The sequence below is a fragment of the Bacillota bacterium genome (assembly GCA_018818595.1).
Lineage (GTDB): Bacteria > Bacillota_I > Bacilli_A > Izemoplasmatales > Hujiaoplasmataceae > JAHIRM01.
Window position 1 is genome coordinate 20,838 of record JAHIRM010000013.1, and the last position, 17,703, is coordinate 38,540.

At 33.2% G+C, this 17,703-nt stretch carries 19 protein-coding genes; 2 read left to right on the forward strand and 17 right to left on the reverse strand.

Going from position 1 to position 17,703, the window contains the following annotated elements:
- Genes KJ971_02765 through KJ971_02820 form a run of 12 tightly spaced genes read right to left on the reverse strand, consistent with a single transcriptional unit; the run spans position 1 to position 8,737 of the window.
- Positions 1 to 1,107: an NADH-quinone oxidoreductase subunit D gene (locus KJ971_02765; GenBank protein MBU1144765.1), complete on the reverse strand. Its 1,107-nt coding sequence runs from the start codon at positions 1,105 to 1,107 to the stop codon at positions 1 to 3.
- Positions 1,107 to 1,694 carry an NADH-quinone oxidoreductase subunit C gene (locus KJ971_02770; protein ID MBU1144766.1) on the reverse strand — a complete coding sequence of 196 codons (588 nt, stop codon included), beginning with the start codon at positions 1,692 to 1,694 and terminating at the stop codon, positions 1,107 to 1,109. Before KJ971_02770 ends, KJ971_02765 begins: the two co-directional genes overlap by 1 nt.
- Positions 1,675 to 2,253 carry an NADH-quinone oxidoreductase subunit NuoB gene (gene nuoB / locus KJ971_02775; protein ID MBU1144767.1) on the reverse strand — a complete coding sequence of 193 codons (579 nt, stop codon included), beginning with the start codon at positions 2,251 to 2,253 and terminating at the stop codon, positions 1,675 to 1,677. The genes KJ971_02770 and nuoB overlap by 20 nt, the downstream gene beginning before the upstream one ends.
- The gene (locus tag KJ971_02780) at positions 2,254 to 3,165 is read right to left on the reverse strand and encodes an NADH-quinone oxidoreductase subunit H (GenBank protein MBU1144768.1); all 912 of its coding nucleotides are present in this window, start codon (positions 3,163 to 3,165) and stop codon (positions 2,254 to 2,256) included.
- The gene (locus KJ971_02785; protein MBU1144769.1) at positions 3,162 to 4,988 is read right to left on the reverse strand and encodes an NADH-quinone oxidoreductase subunit M; all 1,827 of its coding nucleotides are present in this window, start codon (positions 4,986 to 4,988) and stop codon (positions 3,162 to 3,164) included. Before KJ971_02785 ends, KJ971_02780 begins: the two co-directional genes overlap by 4 nt.
- Positions 4,981 to 6,369 carry an NADH-ubiquinone oxidoreductase gene (locus KJ971_02790; protein ID MBU1144770.1) on the reverse strand — a complete coding sequence of 463 codons (1,389 nt, stop codon included), beginning with the start codon at positions 6,367 to 6,369 and terminating at the stop codon, positions 4,981 to 4,983. The genes KJ971_02785 and KJ971_02790 overlap by 8 nt, the downstream gene beginning before the upstream one ends.
- The gene (locus KJ971_02795; GenBank protein ID MBU1144771.1) at positions 6,369 to 6,704 is read right to left on the reverse strand and encodes a cation:proton antiporter subunit C; all 336 of its coding nucleotides are present in this window, start codon (positions 6,702 to 6,704) and stop codon (positions 6,369 to 6,371) included. The genes KJ971_02790 and KJ971_02795 overlap by 1 nt, the downstream gene beginning before the upstream one ends.
- Positions 6,701 to 7,444, reverse strand: coding sequence for a Na(+)/H(+) antiporter subunit B (locus KJ971_02800; protein ID MBU1144772.1), 744 nt, complete (start codon positions 7,442 to 7,444; stop codon positions 6,701 to 6,703). The genes KJ971_02795 and KJ971_02800 overlap by 4 nt, the downstream gene beginning before the upstream one ends.
- A complete protein-coding gene (locus KJ971_02805) occupies positions 7,441 to 7,692 on the reverse strand; it encodes a DUF4040 domain-containing protein (protein MBU1144773.1) in 252 nt (83 codons plus the stop codon). Before KJ971_02805 ends, KJ971_02800 begins: the two co-directional genes overlap by 4 nt.
- Positions 7,679 to 8,008, reverse strand: a complete 330-nt coding sequence (mnhG, locus tag KJ971_02810) for a monovalent cation/H(+) antiporter subunit G (protein ID MBU1144774.1) — start codon at positions 8,006 to 8,008, stop codon at positions 7,679 to 7,681. Before mnhG ends, KJ971_02805 begins: the two co-directional genes overlap by 14 nt.
- A complete protein-coding gene (locus KJ971_02815; GenBank protein MBU1144775.1) occupies positions 7,995 to 8,258 on the reverse strand; it encodes a cation:proton antiporter in 264 nt (87 codons plus the stop codon). Before KJ971_02815 ends, mnhG begins: the two co-directional genes overlap by 14 nt.
- The gene (locus tag KJ971_02820; protein MBU1144776.1) at positions 8,255 to 8,737 is read right to left on the reverse strand and encodes a Na+/H+ antiporter subunit E; all 483 of its coding nucleotides are present in this window, start codon (positions 8,735 to 8,737) and stop codon (positions 8,255 to 8,257) included. The genes KJ971_02815 and KJ971_02820 overlap by 4 nt, the downstream gene beginning before the upstream one ends.
- 284 nt (positions 8,738 to 9,021) lie before the next feature.
- On the opposite strand from KJ971_02820, the gene KJ971_02825 reads away from it, so the two are divergent.
- Positions 9,022 to 9,945, forward strand: coding sequence for a D-2-hydroxyacid dehydrogenase (locus tag KJ971_02825; GenBank protein MBU1144777.1), 924 nt, complete (start codon positions 9,022 to 9,024; stop codon positions 9,943 to 9,945).
- Positions 9,946 to 9,959: 14 nt separating this feature from the next.
- On the opposite strand, the gene KJ971_02830 is transcribed toward KJ971_02825, so the two are convergent.
- Complete coding sequence (locus tag KJ971_02830; protein ID MBU1144778.1) at positions 9,960 to 11,771, reverse strand: phosphoenolpyruvate carboxykinase (GTP); 1,812 nt, start codon at positions 11,769 to 11,771, stop codon at positions 9,960 to 9,962.
- A 122-nt stretch (positions 11,772 to 11,893) separates the two neighbouring features.
- Here KJ971_02830 and KJ971_02835 point away from each other — a divergent pair, with 122 nt between their 5' ends.
- A complete protein-coding gene (locus tag KJ971_02835) occupies positions 11,894 to 12,676 on the forward strand; it encodes an NYN domain-containing protein (GenBank protein ID MBU1144779.1) in 783 nt (260 codons plus the stop codon).
- 25 nt (positions 12,677 to 12,701) lie between these two features.
- Here the strand turns inward: KJ971_02835 and KJ971_02840 are convergent, their stop codons facing one another.
- Genes KJ971_02840 through KJ971_02855 form a run of 4 tightly spaced genes read right to left on the reverse strand, consistent with a single transcriptional unit; the run spans position 12,702 to position 17,686 of the window.
- On the reverse strand, positions 12,702 to 13,760 hold the full coding sequence (locus KJ971_02840) for an alanine/ornithine racemase family PLP-dependent enzyme (protein ID MBU1144780.1): 1,059 nt from the start codon (positions 13,758 to 13,760) through the stop codon (positions 12,702 to 12,704).
- A gap of 11 nt (positions 13,761 to 13,771) precedes the next feature.
- Positions 13,772 to 15,136, reverse strand: a complete 1,365-nt coding sequence (locus tag KJ971_02845; GenBank protein MBU1144781.1) for a glutamate mutase L — start codon at positions 15,134 to 15,136, stop codon at positions 13,772 to 13,774.
- A complete protein-coding gene (locus tag KJ971_02850) occupies positions 15,126 to 17,336 on the reverse strand; it encodes a cobalamin-dependent protein (GenBank protein ID MBU1144782.1) in 2,211 nt (736 codons plus the stop codon). The genes KJ971_02845 and KJ971_02850 overlap by 11 nt, the downstream gene beginning before the upstream one ends.
- Positions 17,333 to 17,686, reverse strand: coding sequence for an ornithine aminomutase subunit alpha (locus KJ971_02855; protein ID MBU1144783.1), 354 nt, complete (start codon positions 17,684 to 17,686; stop codon positions 17,333 to 17,335). Before KJ971_02855 ends, KJ971_02850 begins: the two co-directional genes overlap by 4 nt.
- Positions 17,687 to 17,703 lie beyond the last annotated feature (17 nt).

Below are 17,703 nucleotides of genomic sequence, written 5' to 3' on the forward strand. Positions count from 1 at the left end.
CTATCGATCAATCTCAGGGGAGCAAACTCCCATGGTGTCTACCCATAAAGCCGCATCATCAATCCTGGTGCCTGGCATGTATTTTTCGATTCCTAGCAACCCTTGAGGGTAGCTAGCTCCTCTTACACCCACGCGGTATGGATTCGTTCCTCCATTGGAAACCATAAAGTATCCAAATTCTCCACGACTTGATTCAACGACACTATAGACATATCCTTTAGGAACGGTCCAACGCATCGATTGTCCTCTTGATAGTGGAACTCTTACAGGGCCTTCTGGCATTTTTTTAAGACATTGTCTTAGAATGGAAATAGATTGTAATATTTCTTTTAATTTGATATCAATTCGAGCTCTAGCATCGCTGTAAGAAGAAGTGGGAACTTCAAATTCAACTTGATCATATCGAGCATAAGGCATCACTTTTCGGATATCATAAGGTTTATCAACTGCTGAACGCATACCAATTCCTGTAACGCCTAATTCCCAAACAACATTTTCAGGCAACATAATTGTATCTTTTATACGAGGAACAATTGAAGCATTTTCAATCCCTAAATCACGATATTCTTCATATCTAGATTCAAGGCTATCAATAAAAGCATGAATATCTTTTTCAATGCCTTTAGGCAAATCTTTTCTCACTCCACCAGGTACAATATATTGATGATAAACGCGATGACCTGATATTTGTTCGAAAATATCTAAGATTGAATTTCGGTCGGCGTGAGCATGATACATCAAGGTATAATTTCCTGAAGGACCTCCAAGTCCACCATAACTCATTAAATGAATACTAAGTCTTGCTAGCTCTAACATAATCATTCGAATCCAATGAGCTCTTTCAGGGACTTCAATACCAAGTAATTTTTCGGTTCCCATGGCAAAAGCCATCTCGTTAATGTCTGGTTCTACGACGCAGACTCGAGGGATTAAACTGATATTGTTTACCCAAGTATGTCTTTCCATTCCTTTTTCAAATCCTCGATGAAGCATTCCAGGAAGCAAATAGGATCTTTTGATAATATCTCCATCAACGTACAAATGAACAGAAGCATTTCCATGCATTCCAGGATGTTGAGGTCCCAAAAATAATTTCATACTTTCCATTATTTTTTACCTCCTTTTAAAGATTCTGCCCGAACTTCACGGCTAAGTCTTTTTGCTTGTTTGCTTAAAGCTCCATTTGTTACTACAAAATTTTCTGTGTACTCTCTTTTTGGAAATTTTCTGTCACTATAGGCTTTTGGGTCAAAATCTTTTCGAAGAGGGGGAATATCGTCCCACATTTCTAAAATGAGTTGTTTATGGTAATCTGGATTGCCAGGAAATTTAATTCCAAAGAATTCATGGCATTCACGCTCATAATATTTGGCTCCGGGGAAAATGGGAATGATGGAATCCATTGTTGGATTTTCTCTATCAATATTAGTTCGAATTTGCACATGAACGGCTTTATCCCAATTCATTAAAATGTATACTAATTCAAATTTATTTTCTTCAGGCCAATCAACAGCACTTAAATAGGACATTTGAATCCATCCAGCGCTTTTAAGAGCTGATAATAATAGATGTACTTCATTTCTTTCAACTACAAAACTTACTTGATAAGGACTAATTACTTCTTGAGTTATAATATGAAAGTTTTTTGAAACAAGGTCTTGTAGATATTCAACATTACTCATGGAATTCGTCATGAACTTCTACCTCCCCCAATGAATCAAGTTGATTCTTTTTGTACCAAGCATAATTATCTCTGTAACGAATCCAACCAGTTGCTGTTTTGTTTTTGATTTGTTCCATCAAATCAACAAAACCATTCATGACGGATTCTGTATTAGGCATACATCCTGCAACATAAGTATCAACAGGAATGTATTGATCTAATTGATTGATAACGGCGTGTGAATCGTGATAAATTCCTCCATTGATTGGACAACTTCCTAAACCAACTACATATTTTGGTTCACTCATTTGTTCGTAAGTATAAATAAGTCTTCTTAATGTTTTTAAAGATAAGTATCCGGAAACAAGCAAAATATCAGCTTGTCTTGGAGTTGCCATTGGGCCCATTCCAAGACGTTCCATATCGTATGCGCTTGTCATAGCGGGAGGAAGTTCAATTGCGCAACAACCAGTACAATACATTAACATCCATAATGAATTTCTTCTGAAATAATCCCCAATTTCCCACCATTTTCGGTCGATTTCTTCTTTAGATAATCTTCTTGCTGGTGTAAATTTAGTACTTTTCATTTAAATCACCCACCCAACATAAATAGCTAAAATTGCTTGTGTAATAGCCATTAACAATGGCCATTTATAGAAAAATTTAACGACTTGATCAATTTTAAAACGTCCATTCACATTAGAAATCAAGTTAACTGTTGTATATACAAGGAAATATTTAATTAAGAATACAAAGATATTAGAAGCTCCTCCTAAGAATAAATGTACAAATAAACTGACTTCAATGAAAACAGTTATTTCATGCATTATGAATAGCATTCCTAGTTGTTTTCCACCATACTCTACCATTGGACCAGAAGCAATTTCTGCCGGGGCTATGTAAGTCTCAAATGGTTTTTTTCCTAGCATACCCATTAGGCTTAAGATTGCTACGATTCCACCAAGTGGCAGTGCAATGATAAACCAATTGTTTTCAGCTAATTGTTGAAATAAACCAATTTGAGTTAGAGAACTTGTTCCCGTTAATTTTATGATGGTTAATACAATAATCATGAAAGGAACTTCATAAGCTAACATGGTCGTTAAAGCTCTCATAACACCAATACTTGCAAATGGATTTCCACTTCCGCTTGCGCTCATAGCCATACCTAACATACCAACAGCTAAAAGGTAAACGAAGATGAAGAAATTATCATATCCATAGGCACCAAAAGCAGATATAGAATTGGTAAGTGGCATGAACATTGCCGTTCCTATGATTCCACCTAACGCCATAATGACACCAAAATCAAATATCCAGCCATGGCTAACACTTCTTTTGCTTAACAATTTAAAGATATCTAAAAATTCTTGATACCATCTTGGACCATATCGTTTTTGAAGTCGACCGACTATTTTTCGGTTAACACCAGCAACACTCGTTTGTAGAACGAATCCAAAAAAGGCAATGCCAAATCCGACTAATATACGTACAATCATAATAGTTCACCCCAAAGTAAGAAGACGATAATTGCGACAATCCAAAGAATGGTTGTTTCCACAAACTTCGACATAAAAATATATTTGCCGAGTCTTCCTATTTCCTTTACTTTATTAGCAAGCGAATCATAAAAGTCTTGCATTTTCGTTGTATATTTTTCATACAATCTTTCTAAAGGAGCATAAAAATCAGTACTGTAATGTAGTAAGTCTTCCGTATGGATAAAATTACCAGCGGTATAGGTATCCATTAATCCAACTTTTTTTGATTTTTTTAATACAATAAAAATAATAAAGGCAACTCCTACTCCAAAAGCAAATACTCCTGCGATAAGAGCCGGCTGTAAAACACCGTTGTATCCAGCGATTTCAAATCCGGAAAGAACAATAGGTGCATAACCTAATTCAGATATGATGTTATTGATAAAACTTAATATACCATTTGGGAAAACACCGGTATAAATATTTAAGAGTGTAACAATCACCATTGGAATTAGCATTAAAATGGGAGCTTCTTTTACTTTGCCTTTGTATCTTGGTAACTCTTGTCCTAAGAACAAAGCAGCAAGCGGCCTAAATACATAAAGGAAAGAACCAATACTTCCGAAGAATACCGCAATGGCAACGAAAATTAATCCTTTATCAATCACTGCTTGGAAAATTAACCATTTACTGATAAATCCACCCATTGGAGGAATACCAGCCATGGAAATAATTGCGACTAAGTAAACGATGTATGTGATTGGCATTTTGTGAATAATTCCACCCATTTCACTCATCTTAGTTGTACCTGTATTTCTTGCTACAGCTGCAATAGCCATAAAGCCTCCAGCACTAGCTAACGCATGAGCTAAAATATGATAAAAGCCTCCAGCAAAAGCAACAGAATCTAATAAACTAAAAGCAACTAATATGTAACCACCATGGCTCATAGATGAATAAGCTAACAATTTTTTTGCATCATCTTCTTTAATGGCCATTAAAGTTCCAAAAACAATTGAAACACTACCAAGTAATGCAATAATATAATGAGCAACCGGTAACTGAATTGCAGAAATAATAGAAGAAGCAGGTGAAATTCTCACAAGTGCAAGAACTCCTACAAAAGCTCCTAATTTAACTAATGCACCTGACAATACCGGAGAAAAAGGATGTGGAGCGTTTCCGTGTGCAATTGGTAACCATATGTGTAAAGGAAAAGCACCTAGTTTTGCAAAAGCTCCGACCAAGAATGAAACAAAAACAATTACTGCATTTGTTCCGCTCAAACTCGCAAGACCTGCATCAATATTAAAGGAGCCGACTTGTGTATACATAATGAAAATTCCAAATAACATAGCAAAACTTCCAGCTGCACTAAATCCATAATAAGTCACAGCTGCAGATTTGCTTTTTCCCATAGGAATTAAAAACATCGTTGTCCATACAATTAGCTCAAAGAAGAAGAACAGTTCTAAAAAGTTATCTGCAAAAAACACTCCTAATACGCCAGCTAAGCTAAATAAGAATAAAAAATTATAAGCACCTTTGTATTTGAATTTATCGATAAAATAAGGATGAAAGAAAGACACCATCAAATACACAAAGGCAATAATAATCGCAAAATAAATTCCTAAATAAGTTAATTGAAAGGAAAGTCCAGGGATCAAGGCTACATTGGTACTAAGTGATAAATCAAATCCATAAGTTACTAAAGAAATAAAAACAAACATCGTAGCGAAAATCGTTAGAACTGAGCCAACAAACGTATTAATTTTTGTTAAAAAATACGACACCAAACTAGATATAACTAAAAATAATATTAAGAATTCAATACTAGCCATTATAAATCACCTCTATTTCGCTTTGAACCGTATCAATACCATTATCTAGAGAATGAAGAGGAGAAGTATAAGTTCCAAAAACAATCATTAAACTTGCAATAATGATAAATACAAGTTTATATGAAAGAGAATAATTTACGTTAATTTCATTGTCACCTTTAAACCACAATTTGACAAGTAGTTTAACAAAGTAGACACCTTCAATGATGCTTGATACTAAGATGATCGCAACAATAATTAATTTATCAGCTACTACTAGTTCAGTTAAAAAATTCAATTTAATGATAAAGCCTACAAATAAAGGTAAGCCTAAAACACTAAGAGAAGCGATTGTAAAGACAATTCCTACAAGGATATTTTTAGAAAATAATCCTTGTAAAGCATTTACATCATCATCATTTGTCTCTTTTGTGGCTTTATTAATTACAAGAAATAAAACAGCCTTGCTTAAAGCATTTGCAATAATCAAATAAACCGCCCAAAGAACGATTCCATTTACAAACAGCAAAATTGCAATACTTGCTTGCGAGATACTACTGAACAATAAAATCTCTCTTGCTTTCGAAGAAGAATAAGCCATTGCTTCTCCTATAAAGATACCAGCGACTAAAATTACAACAACTACAGTGAGTAATTTACCTTCTAACATAAATAGATTATTGATAAGTCTGCCAAATACAAGAGTCATAGTTGCTGCATAAACGCTAGCAATCATTGGACCACTTAAAGTATTAGAGTGTTTTAATATTCCTTTAACCCATGCGTTAAAAGGCAATATTTTCGCTTCAACACCAAGGCCTACAATCATTAAGAAGAAAGGTAAAATTAGATTGGAATAAGCAACGTCTGTTGTTTGGATTTGATTTATCATATCCATTAAGTTTAACGTTCCAAACATACTATATAAAATGATTAATCCAAACAAATATAAACTGCTTCCAACTGCACCAATTACTAAATAATTAAAAGTAGCTAGTGGTTTTTTATTTGAAGTTGTAATTAAGTAAGCGGAGATTCCTGCTATTTCAAGAAAAACAAATAAGTTAAATAAATCTCCAGTTAATAACAATCCGTTAAGTCCAGCTAGAGAAACAAGCAAGACGGTGCTGAATTTTTTAAATTCAGAAATGTTTAATACTACTACAATCAAAAATAAAGTATTAACAAGAATTAAAGCTAGTTTTGAGTAGGTATCAAATAATAAATTTATACCATAAGGAAAGCTAAATCCTCCAATGATAACGATTCCTTCAGGTACAAGGAATAAAAGAATAACATTTACTACTGAAACAACGATTAAAATGAAGGGAGCAAGTTTTTTAGATAAAATCGAAAGGAAAGCCGCTAATAAAGGAATAGCGATTAAAAGAATTGCACTCATTAGGATTCCTCCACTTCATCTATATTAAATGTATGATATTTTGAATGAATATTTTTGGCAATTGCAAGACCTAAAGCGGTTGTTCCAACGCCAATCACGATAGCAGTTAACACTAAAGCTTGAGGAAGTGGATCTACATAGATTAATGCACTAGAGCCATGTGTACTTGTAATAATTGGAGCAACTCCATCGTAAACAAAACCAATACTGATAATAAAAATATTTAATCCAATTTCTAAAACATTAAGAGAAATGATTATTTTAATAACGTTACGATTTGTTAATAATCCATAAAGACCTAAAACGATTAATAAAATAGCAGCGTATTGTATCATAATACTTCCTCCTCTGTAAGAAAATTATCGATAACTCCAGAAATTTCGCTTCCAACTTTTAATCCAATTAAAACATAAACAATTGGAATGATTCCGGAACTAAGTAGTTCACCAACCGTACCATTTGGTAAGAAGTTTTCTAAGAAATAAGTTGCTAGTAATAGGCCTAATAATCCTAAAACGACATATAAACTTCCCGCAACACTTTCAAGAATTTTAAATCCTCTGATTTTTGCTCTAAATTGGTCATCCGCTAAATACAATAAAAGCATGGAACTTGCAATCATTGCTCCTCCAGGGAATCCTCCACCAGGAGTTAAATGACCATGAAGAGTAATATATACTCCAGTCATTAATATAATTGCAAATAAAGCTCTTGAACCCACTCGCAACATAAAGTTGGGTTTGAAATGGAGTTCAAGTCGTTTTTGTTTGGAGCCACTTCCAAGTAATAAGGCTACGCCTAAAGCGCTTATAAACAAGACGGTTACTTCGCCTAGCGTATCAAAACTACGATAATCAGCTACGATGGAAGTAACGATATTTGCAGGACCACTTTCAGGGTCTACAGTTTCGCCAAAGATAATATCTTCTGAAGAACCTTTTACGATGTATTCGCTTGAAACTCGATCATTTAAATCTACTTCACCGAACTTAGGAAAGTAATCATTATTGCTTAAAGATAAAATGATTAATACTCCAAGACCAATTGTAAGTAGGAGAGCTAAGAAATTTTTCATTTCGTTTCCTCCTTCTTAGTTGAAAGTAAAGTAAATATAAATAAACTTGTAACTAATCCAGATCCGATAACAGCTTCTGTCAAACCGACATCAGGAGCTTTTAGAATAACAAAAGCTACAACACTTAACATGCTTAATGCTGAAAGAAAAATAACGCTTTTGATCAGTTTTTTAGTGTTGATTGCTAAGAAGGCAATCAACACTAACAAAATGGATAAAGCGAGCATCACATAATCAATTAGTATCATTTACATCACCCCTATTTGCTAAATCATCTTGAACTAAATTAGTTGGAATATTTTTGGCTTTATAGGTTGCCTTTACAATTGCACTAGATCCAATTGGATTTGAAATGGCAATAAACACGATAATAATAATTATTTTAAATGTCCAAGATGGGTTTGCAAATGCAACTCCGATTAAAATGGAAAACGAACCTAATGTCGTTGCTTTTGTACCAGCTTGAATTCGATTGAACGTATCAGGCATTCTTAAAATTCCTAGTCCTCCAAGAAAGAAGAAGATTCCACCAATTACTAAGAAAATATAACTAATTATTTCCATTATTTTTACCCTCCACGTATCTTGCGAACACGACTGTTTCTAAGAATGACAAAATAGAATAAATAATTACGACATCTAAATACAGATTATCTTTAAAGACAAGAGCTAACATAGCAATTACCCCAATAATAATCATGTTAAATGTATCCAAAGAAACGACTTTATCGCTTAGTGTTGGACCCTTTATGAACCGGATTACAGTAAATAACAAACCTATTCCTAATAAAGAAAAAACGATGATGTCTATCATTTGAAGATCCCTCCTAATATTTTTTCGAAAGGTTGACTTATTTGATTTCTGTTTTCTTCTTCGCTTTTTCCTTTTACATCTACAGTGTGGACATATAAGTAGTCTTCATCAATATCAATTGATAAGGTTCCGGGCGTTAAAGTGATTGAATTTGCTAGAGTGAGCTTGCCGAAATCGCCTTTTAAATCCGTTTTAATTCGAACAATTCCAGGATTTAAAGGTATTTTGGGACTTAGTACTCTTCTTGCAATGTCAAAATTAGCCAGTATAAGTTTCCAAACAAAAACAGGGAGATAGATAAATATAAACTTTAATAATTTGATTGGAAAATAAATATCAATTTTGTAATTAACAAATTTGACCAAAATCAAAGTTAAAGTTGCACTCACAATACTCCCCAGTATGACTTCACTAATTGTAAAGCCTGCCAAGAATAAATAAATGACAAATAACACGATAAATGTAGCTACATACTTCATAAATTCCTCCTAATTTTTCATTTTTATTTATATATTTATTAATAAATAACCAAATTAAAGAAACCCAAATCATCAAACCATAGATAATGCTTTATTATAACATAATGACCTTAGATAATGAAAGCGAAATGCATCAAAAATCAATCTAAAAAAACAAGTGCAAATATCACTAAAAAATATTAAGTAATGACTATAAAAATAGGGTATAATTAATTATTTTCTATTCTATTTATGCTAAGAAATGATATAATGAAAAAGTAATATTTCAGAAAGGAAAGAGTGCGATGAAGATATACATAGATCCTAGAATCATTGGAAAAGATAATTATGAATTTATCGTAAATAGATTTCCTCAAATTCAAATTTCAAGCGAAACCGAAAATAGCTTTGAATCTGAAGTGTTAATTGTCATGCCAGATTTCTTTATAAAAGAAGATATTAATAGATACAAAAATTTAAAATGGATTCAATTGTTAATGGCCGGATACGATAATTTTGATTTTTCAATATTACAAAATAAAGAAGTAATTGTGACAAACGCAAGCGATATTTTTTCAAAATCAATTGCTGAAGATGTCATCACAAAAATTTTAGTTCTTAATCGCAAAGTTCCATTTTTTTTAGAAGAAATGAAAACGGGATCATGGAATCCAATCAAAAATATACCGGAATTAACTAACTCAGTTGTTGGAATTTTAGGAACTGGTTCAATTGGTAAAGAAATAGCAAAAAGATTAAAATCCTTTGAAACAAAGGTAATTGGTTATCGAAGAAAAGATGCACTTGTTCAATACTTTGATGAAATATATTCAGGAGAAACAGGGCTTGAATATGTTTTAAAAAATAGTGATTACGTTGTCATTGCGTTACCTCTTACCAAAAATACAATCAATTTAATTAATAGTAAAACATTATCCTTGATGAAGGAAAATGCTTTGTTAATAAATGTTGCAAGAGGAAAAATAGTGGATCAAGATGCCTTAACAGAAGTACTTATTAACAAAAAAATTAGAGGAGCAGGATTAGATGTAACAATACCAGAACCTTTACCAAAAAGCCATCCTTTGTGGACACTTGATAACACATTTATTACTCCTCATAACGCATCTTCAAGTCCATATATGCGCACTCGAATTACTAATCTTATTCTACAAAATATTGAATTATATTTATTAAAAAAGCCTGTATTATTTCAAGTAAAAGAATAAAAAAACCGCATAATTTATGCGGTATTTTTTTTAGAAATTGACATTCTTTCTTCCAGTGCATCTAGTTGCAATCTTAGTTCTTTTGGAAGATCATTTCCATATAATTTATAAAAATCTTCTATGGATTTAATTTCATCAATCCATTCACTTTCTTTAATTGAAAACAGTTCATCAAGTTTATCTTGTGAGATATCTAATCCCTCTAAATCTAAATCATTAAGTTTCGGTAAATAGCCAATTCTAGAGATTATCACATTATCCTTATTGTTTGTTCTTTCGAAAACCCATTTTAAAACTCTAATATTATCACCAAAGCCTGGCCACAAATATTCACCTTGTTTATTTTTTCTAAACCAGTTGATATAGAATATTTTAGGTAATTTTTCTTTCGTTGATTTTTTACCCATATCTAACCAATGATTGACGTAATCGGAAATATTATAACCGATAAATGGAAGCATTGCGAAAGGATCTCTTCTTACTTTTCCAATGTTATCAGAAATGGTTGCGGCAGTGATTTCTGAACCCATGATAGAACCTAAAAATACTCCGTGGTTAAAATCAAAACTTTCATGAATTAAAGGAATAGTAGAAGGACGTCTTCCACCAAATAATATAGCACTAATTGGAACACCTAATGGGTCTTCCCAGTTTGAAGCGACGACAGGGCAGTTTTTGATGGGTGCTGTAAATCTTGAATTGGCATGTGCGGCTTTCTTGCCTGAACCTCTGTACCAGTCATTTCCCTCCCAATCAATTAAATGCGATGGGATCTCTTTTGTCATTCCTTCCCACCAAATGTCTCCATCATCTGTCAAAGCAACATTGGTAAATATAGTATCGGTTAGAATGGTTTTCATGGCATTGGGATTTGTTTTGTAAGAAGTGCCGTGTGCGACCCCGAAAAATCCCGCTTCTGGATTAATGGCATGTAAATAACCATCTTCTTGGAAGCGTAACCAAGCAATGTCGTCGCCTAGTGTCTCTGCTTTCCATCCAGGAATCGAAGGCAAAATCATCGCTAAATTTGTTTTTCCACAAGCGCTTGGAAAAGCACCTGTAATATATTTGATTTCGTTTTGTGGAGACGTTAATTTTAAAATCAACATATGTTCAGCAAGCCAGCCTTCGTTTCTTGCTTGATGACTAGCAATTCTTAATGCAAAACATTTTTTTCCTAATAATGCATTTCCACCATAGCCTGAACCGTATGCCCAAATCATGTTGTCTTCTGGGAAATGAGAAATATATTTGTTTTCAATAGGAGCAGATGGCCATGGTAAATCAACTTGACCTTTGTTTAAAGGATATCCAACTGAATGAAGACACTTAACAAATTCTCCGTCTTCTCCCAAAACTTCAAGTACGTTTATTCCTGTTCTTGTCATAATGTGCATGTTGACGGTGACATAGGGACTATCGGATATTTCAACACCGATTTTAGAAAATTTAGAACCGATTGGACCCATTGAAAAAGGAATAACGTACATGGTTCTACCCTTCATAGAACCATCAAAAAGTTTCAACATTTTTGGCTTTAAAACCAAAGGAGAAACCCAATTATTTGTGGGGCCAGCATCTCTTTCAAGCATTGTTGAAATAAAGGTTCTATTTTCAACTCTAGCTACATCTGAAGGATCGCTTCGAAACAAATAACACCCAGGTCGCTTTTGTTGATTTAAACGTATGGCTTTTCCAAGAAATGCCATTTCTTCAAGCAAAGAATCGTACTCTGCTTTGGTTCCATTCCACCAAACAACTTTGACGGGTGTACACAGATCCTTAATTTCATTTACCCATTCTTGTAATTTTTTGTGATAAATCATTTTTAGCTCCTTTTTGAAAATTTTATTGTCATACAGCGAATTTAAGAAAAATATATTATTTTGAATTACAACTTCTCATTTATTAGTGTGAATGTTATAATAAGGTCAAAAGAGGTGTTTCTATGGATATTGAAAACAAAAGTATTGCATTACTGATTGATGCTGAAAATATTTCTCCTGCTTATATAGAAATTATAGTAGATGAAGCAAATAAATACGGAAAAATTAATTACAGGAGAGTTTATGGAGATTGGACTACTCCGCAATTAAATCCATGGAAAGTAAGAATAAGTGAATTTGGATTAACTCCTGTGCAACAATATGCATATACTGCTGGGAAAAACGCATCTGATTTTACGTTAATAATTGATGCGATGGATATATTGTATACAGGAAAAGTAAATTGTTTTTGCATCGTTTCAAGTGATAGTGATTTTACAAAATTAGTTACTAGACTTCGAGAAGACAACATGTTTGTATTTGGAATGGGTGAAAGTAAAACACCAATTTCACTTGTCAACTCCTGCGAAACGTTTGCATATCTTGATAAAATGTTAGCTTCTAACAAGCCAGCAGTTATCGAAGAAAAGAAAGAAGAAGGAATCAAACCAGTCAAAAAACCAGTTTCAAAACCAATCTTAAATAAATTAGAAAGTTCCATTACACCACTTAATCGTATAAAGCAAGAATTAAAGAATATCATTATTGATAATATGGAAGATGATGGATGGGCATATTGGAGCTTAATTGCTCAATTGCTCCAAAAAAAGTTCCCTGGATTTCATCCTAGAAATTATGGAGATAATCTAAAACCACTGGCTTTCTTTGAAAAAATGGAAGAGTTTGAAGTAAAGAAAATTAATACCGTTATTCATATTCGAAATCAAATAAAAGCAAAAGTGTAGAACTGTCACAAAAGTGACAGTTTTTTTATTTTATAATGACTTTTTTTACGTAAGATGAGTTCATTAAATGGACAAGACTTGGATAATTAATATCAAATAGAATAATATCTCCAACTTTATAAGATGTTCCTGTTACATCCAAAATTAAGTGATCACTGCTACCTCCAACAATTTGGATTCCTTTATCTTGTGGAAACAAATTTGAAAGGATAACATCTTGTTTTCCAATGGCTAGTAAAGCACGTTTCATCAATCCCTTATCTTCAATTTGAGGAACTTCACCAAATGAATTTAATCCAATTTCACCGATAGGAAAACTAGGTTTAACTTTGCATTCAATTATTTTGGCTTCTAGTTGAAATACATCGTAGTAAAAATTTGGAATTCTATTTCCATAAGCAGTTTCCCTGCCCATTAGAAAAGCTTCTCCAATTCTTACGTTATTGATTTCTTTAGGAATCTGATTTTGATTAAATAGGTATACAATGGAAGAATTTCCACCTGAAATCAAGTCTAAATGAATATGAAAAGTGGATTCAATGTTTTCTTTTATGATAACGAGTTCTTTTAGGTTTTCTTGTTTAGGAAGAATGCCGCCATAGCAAGTCAAGTTTGTCCCAATTCCCAATAATTTTATATTTTCTAGTGTAAGAATTTTTTCGACAATTGGTAAATAGGAATCCAAATAGAAAATTCCTTCTCTTAAATCTCCAAGATCAAACATTAAAATAATTTGATGTATTTTCTTTTGTTTTGCGGCTTCGGTATTTAATTTTTGGATAATTTTAAGTTCTGAATTTAAAGAAATATCGGCGTATTTTATCACTTTACTGATATTGTCGTTCATTGGAAGTCTTAATAATACTTTTTGAATTGGCAAATGTTGAAATTTTTGTAAGTTTTGAATTCTAGAGTCAGCAAGATAGGAAAAACCTTGACTGAGTAGGGATGATACAATTTCAAGATTACCAGCAAAAGCTTTTACAACTGCCATGCAAGAAATATTGTTTTCTTGACAAAGTTTATTTATTTCACTAGCGTTATGGCTTAGTTTTGATAAATTGATTATAATTCTTGGATACATCTAATCACCTCTTATTTAAGACTATTTAATAAAAGAATCCGTGCAGCTTCGGGATATTTTTTTGCTAACACTCCGCAAGCGCCCATTATGTAAAGCGTGTCCAGTAAAATAGTAGTTTCTTTGTTTGGTTTTAATAATAGATCAGATTTTTTATTTAAAGAATCAAAAATAATCGTTTTACCACCAGTTATTTTAGTTAAAGCTCCGCCAGTTCCAATAATGGTTTTTACGGCACTTAAGTCTTTGCCTTCTGTTAGCGTTGTTTTCCCACTTGCACCATATAAATGGATGTAGTGCCCTGCATGTCTTTCGATAGCTCTATTTAAAGCTTCTAATGTCAAACGACGTACTAAGGGAATTTGTTGAAAAGAGGGAATGGGAAGATAGTTTGAAAGAAGTTTGTTAAGCGAAATAGTATCTAAATTTAATTCTTTTGCTAATTCATTTCTTCCAATCATTTCAATAATATTGTCTTTATTTACGTAGACACCTAAATCTCCTTCAACCGTTCTTTTGGCAAAAGGTTCAGGAGAAATCAATTTTTTTTGATTTTCTTCAAGCCCTGAAGTCACAGAATGAATATCAGAAGTCGCTCCTCCAATATCGATGGTAACTAAATCTCCTATTTCTTTTTGTAAAAGAATGGAGGCTTCCATTACAGCGCCAGGAGTAGGAATAATATTTTGGTTAATCGTATCTCTTACTTTTTCCATACCAGGAGCGTTTATAATATGTTTTTCAAAAACGGATTGAATAATTTTTCTTGCTTCCTCAACTTGAAGTACATCTATTTTTGGGTAGACATTTTGAGATATGGTTAAATAATCTAATTGATTTTCTTTTTTGAAAACAGCTTTAATTGCATCGTGATTTTGGATATTTCCTGCGTAAATGACTGGAATATTCAGATGAAGACTAGCTATTTTTTTTGCGTTTTCTAAGGCAGTATCGCTTTCACCATAATCTACTCCGCCTGCAATCATAATAATATTTAATTTCAAGTCTCTAATAAGAGCTAATTGATATACATCTATTAAGCCGGCAGTAATCAATTTCAGATTAGCCCCAGCTCCTAAACAGGCTTCTTTTGCGGCTTTTACAGTCATATCATATACTAATCCATGAACGCTCATTTTCAAACCGCCAGCAGCACTTGAACACGCAAACGATTCGATTGCTTCTAAATCGTCAACGTTCATAGAGTGTTTTAAATCATCTATTGCTTGATGTAACCCGATGGTGACGTCACCTTGTTTTACTGTTGTAGGAGCAAAGCCTTGTCCAAGAAATATAGGATTATTAGAAGAAATATGATCAAATGCACTTACAATTGTCGTCGTTGATCCAATTTCTGCGACAAGGACATCAATTTTCATTTTTATGTAATTCCTTGTGTTTTTTTACGAGAAAAGAAGCAACATCTTTGCCTTTTGTTCCTCGACCAAAGCCTTCGTCTACTCCTTGAATCCTTGCAAGTTCTGGAGTAACTTGAGTTCCTCCAGCTAGAAGAATAAGTTTATTTCTTATGCCTTTTTCTATGGCGTATTCATGCGTTTTTTTCATGTTTTTATAGTGAATTTCATCATGAGAAATGATAGTAGACATAAGTATGGCATCTGCATTTAATTCGATTGCAGCATCAACTAATTTTGAAATAGGGACAGAAGTTCCTAAGTACTCACATGTAAATCCATATTTTTCAATTCCACCGTGTTTGATGTCAATAATCTCTCTTAATCCAACTGAGTGTTCATCTTCTCCAACGGTTCCAGCAACGATGGTCATTGGATGAGATTCAAGATATTCTCTTATTTCAGTATCACTTAAAAGATCTGGAATTTTTGCTAGTTCAAGTGTGGACAAATCGATATCAAAATCAATTTTTCCTTTTATTTGAATTCTTGTTCCTTCAATGGGATGAAGAACTTCTTTATGGATTACTTCTATGTTTTTTAAATTCATTTTTTTGCCTATTTCAATGGCTGCAGCTTCCGCATAAATAACAGATGTAGGTAAAGTTAAATCAACCACAATTACGCCATCGGCTAACCATTGTACTTCAGGTTTTATAAGAGAAGAATTACGGTATTTCTCGTTTTCTTTCATACGAAGATATACATTATCTTCAGAGTCAAGTTCGTCGATATATTGAATTTTAGAACGATCTTCAAAAGTAGATCCACCAATTAAGATAGAAGGGTTATCGGATTCTTTTAATCCATATTGCTTCACATTGTTGTATCCAAAATGAGCTGGAACAGGTGCAAAATAATCTAAATCTCGTTCAAAAACTGAATTGGAACTGATACCACCATTAATTTTTCTTGAGATGCCATCTCCGTTTCGTTCAGGATAATTTCCCGAGTCAATAAAAAAGCCTTTTTCAACAGAAGCAAAATATCCGCCAACTTCAAGGAGTTCTTCAAAGAAAAGGATAGCTCGTTCTTTAATTTCTCTTACTTTTTCTTTCATGAAACCATCTTTTTTAACTTCTACTAATTCCAGCAAACCATCCATTCCAATTAATGCTTGTTTTGCAGTATCACAAGCTTCAACATTGTACATATGCCAAGGAACATTTCTTCCTTCATCAGGAGTAATAGTGGATTGAATGTCAGCTGAAGTCAACTTAGAAATCATCATATTTAATACATGAGTTACTGTAGCGTCCCGAGTAGATGATTCCATATATTTTGTGTTCATTTGAGCTCGAAATTTATATCGGCTAAAAAAATCTCTAAGGGCAACTGCGTAAGGTAAATTAATTTTCAAATCTGGTTCAGGAGAAGCAGATGGAGGTACGGTTGATAATGCAATGTAGTTATTATTCATACCTGATTTTTCAGAAAACAAACTATTGATTGCGTGTTGAACAAGAAGCTCAGGCATTATTTTCCATGCTTCCATAGCGGTTGCATTTGCGTTATGAGCTCCATCAATTTGTAAGATATTTTCATAAGCCATAATTTTTTTAGATTCTGCAGCATCCACAAAAGATCGAATCATGTTAATGTTTCGATATAATACATTGTATTGTGGATCTTGATGAGCTCCATTCACGCCTTCTTCAGCGAACATTACTGCGATATCTGGTCCGGCAACTCCCGATACATAGGAATGAAAATTAATAGGTCTTCCGACTTCGTCTTCAATTAAATCAAGTGCTTTTCGTTGAGCCCTTATTTGTTTTCTGGAAATAGGAACTCCACCAACTCCTTGAGGGGTACCCTCAATGAGCCCATCAAAATGGGATTGACCAGCAGTACGTATGACCATAATGTGGTCTGCCCCATGCCATGCGGCCATTCTCATTCTTCTAATGTCATCTTCAAATCTTCCAGATGCAATTTCAGTTGTGATTACTTGAATGGGTTGTGGATCGATTTGATTAAAATATTTAGCAGCGGGAAGAGGAACATATTGGGTTAAAGGAGTAGAAACATCACTGTAATGATGGTGATTCATTTCAAGATTGTTTTCTAAAGTTCTCCAAGTCCAGCCTTTTCTTTTAGGAACATATTGATCTAAATCTTTTAGGATTTCTTCAATATTTAAATGTTCATTAGGGTTTATCATTCTTTCACCCCAAAACTGTTTATAATAGATTCAAAACCTTGATCTTTCATTAGAGAAAGACCAGCTTCTCGAATCGAAACTTTGTAAAATGTGGAATAACGATATACAACATGGCCTGCACCTTTGCCTATTAAATGATGATCCATTACTTTTTCAACGATTACTTTAGCTTCAATGCTTGAAAATCCCATTCTAAGTAAAATAGATCGTTCAATGGCAGGAGAAGTATGTGATTTTGCTAAATCAATTAAAGGAGACACCGCTTTGTTAGCTAAACTCCAAAAAAGTTGTTTTAATTCTTCATCATTTAATGTTTGTAAATGAGATCTTCTTGTTTCAAAATCATCCATTCTAGGATTTCCCTTAT

What these genes read in the sequence shown, in the direction of transcription:
- KJ971_02765 (MBU1144765.1), bottom strand. Translation starts at nt 1,107, where the DNA reads ATGGAAAGTATGAAATTATTTTTGGGACCTCAACATCCTGGAATGCAT.
- KJ971_02770 (MBU1144766.1), bottom strand. Translation starts at nt 1,694, where the DNA reads ATGACGAATTCCATGAGTAATGTTGAATATCTACAAGACCTTGTTTCA.
- nuoB (MBU1144767.1), bottom strand. Translation starts at nt 2,253, where the DNA reads ATGAAAAGTACTAAATTTACACCAGCAAGAAGATTATCTAAAGAAGAA.
- KJ971_02780 (MBU1144768.1), bottom strand. Translation starts at nt 3,165, where the DNA reads ATGATTGTACGTATATTAGTCGGATTTGGCATTGCCTTTTTTGGATTC.
- KJ971_02785 (MBU1144769.1), bottom strand. Translation starts at nt 4,988, where the DNA reads ATGGCTAGTATTGAATTCTTAATATTATTTTTAGTTATATCTAGTTTG.
- KJ971_02790 (MBU1144770.1), bottom strand. Translation starts at nt 6,369, where the DNA reads ATGAGTGCAATTCTTTTAATCGCTATTCCTTTATTAGCGGCTTTCCTT.
- KJ971_02795 (MBU1144771.1), bottom strand. Translation starts at nt 6,704, where the DNA reads ATGATACAATACGCTGCTATTTTATTAATCGTTTTAGGTCTTTATGGA.
- KJ971_02800 (MBU1144772.1), bottom strand. Translation starts at nt 7,444, where the DNA reads ATGAAAAATTTCTTAGCTCTCCTACTTACAATTGGTCTTGGAGTATTA.
- KJ971_02805 (MBU1144773.1), bottom strand. Translation starts at nt 7,692, where the DNA reads ATGATACTAATTGATTATGTGATGCTCGCTTTATCCATTTTGTTAGTG.
- mnhG (MBU1144774.1), bottom strand. Translation starts at nt 8,008, where the DNA reads ATGGAAATAATTAGTTATATTTTCTTAGTAATTGGTGGAATCTTCTTC.
- KJ971_02815 (MBU1144775.1), bottom strand. Translation starts at nt 8,258, where the DNA reads ATGATAGACATCATCGTTTTTTCTTTATTAGGAATAGGTTTGTTATTT.
- KJ971_02820 (MBU1144776.1), bottom strand. Translation starts at nt 8,737, where the DNA reads ATGAAGTATGTAGCTACATTTATCGTGTTATTTGTCATTTATTTATTC.
- KJ971_02825 (MBU1144777.1), top strand. Translation starts at nt 9,022, where the DNA reads ATGAAGATATACATAGATCCTAGAATCATTGGAAAAGATAATTATGAA.
- KJ971_02830 (MBU1144778.1), bottom strand. Translation starts at nt 11,771, where the DNA reads ATGATTTATCACAAAAAATTACAAGAATGGGTAAATGAAATTAAGGAT.
- KJ971_02835 (MBU1144779.1), top strand. Translation starts at nt 11,894, where the DNA reads ATGGATATTGAAAACAAAAGTATTGCATTACTGATTGATGCTGAAAAT.
- KJ971_02840 (MBU1144780.1), bottom strand. Translation starts at nt 13,760, where the DNA reads ATGTATCCAAGAATTATAATCAATTTATCAAAACTAAGCCATAACGCT.
- KJ971_02845 (MBU1144781.1), bottom strand. Translation starts at nt 15,136, where the DNA reads ATGAAAATTGATGTCCTTGTCGCAGAAATTGGATCAACGACGACAATT.
- KJ971_02850 (MBU1144782.1), bottom strand. Translation starts at nt 17,336, where the DNA reads ATGATAAACCCTAATGAACATTTAAATATTGAAGAAATCCTAAAAGAT.
- KJ971_02855 (MBU1144783.1), bottom strand. Translation starts at nt 17,686, where the DNA reads ATGGATGATTTTGAAACAAGAAGATCTCATTTACAAACATTAAATGAT.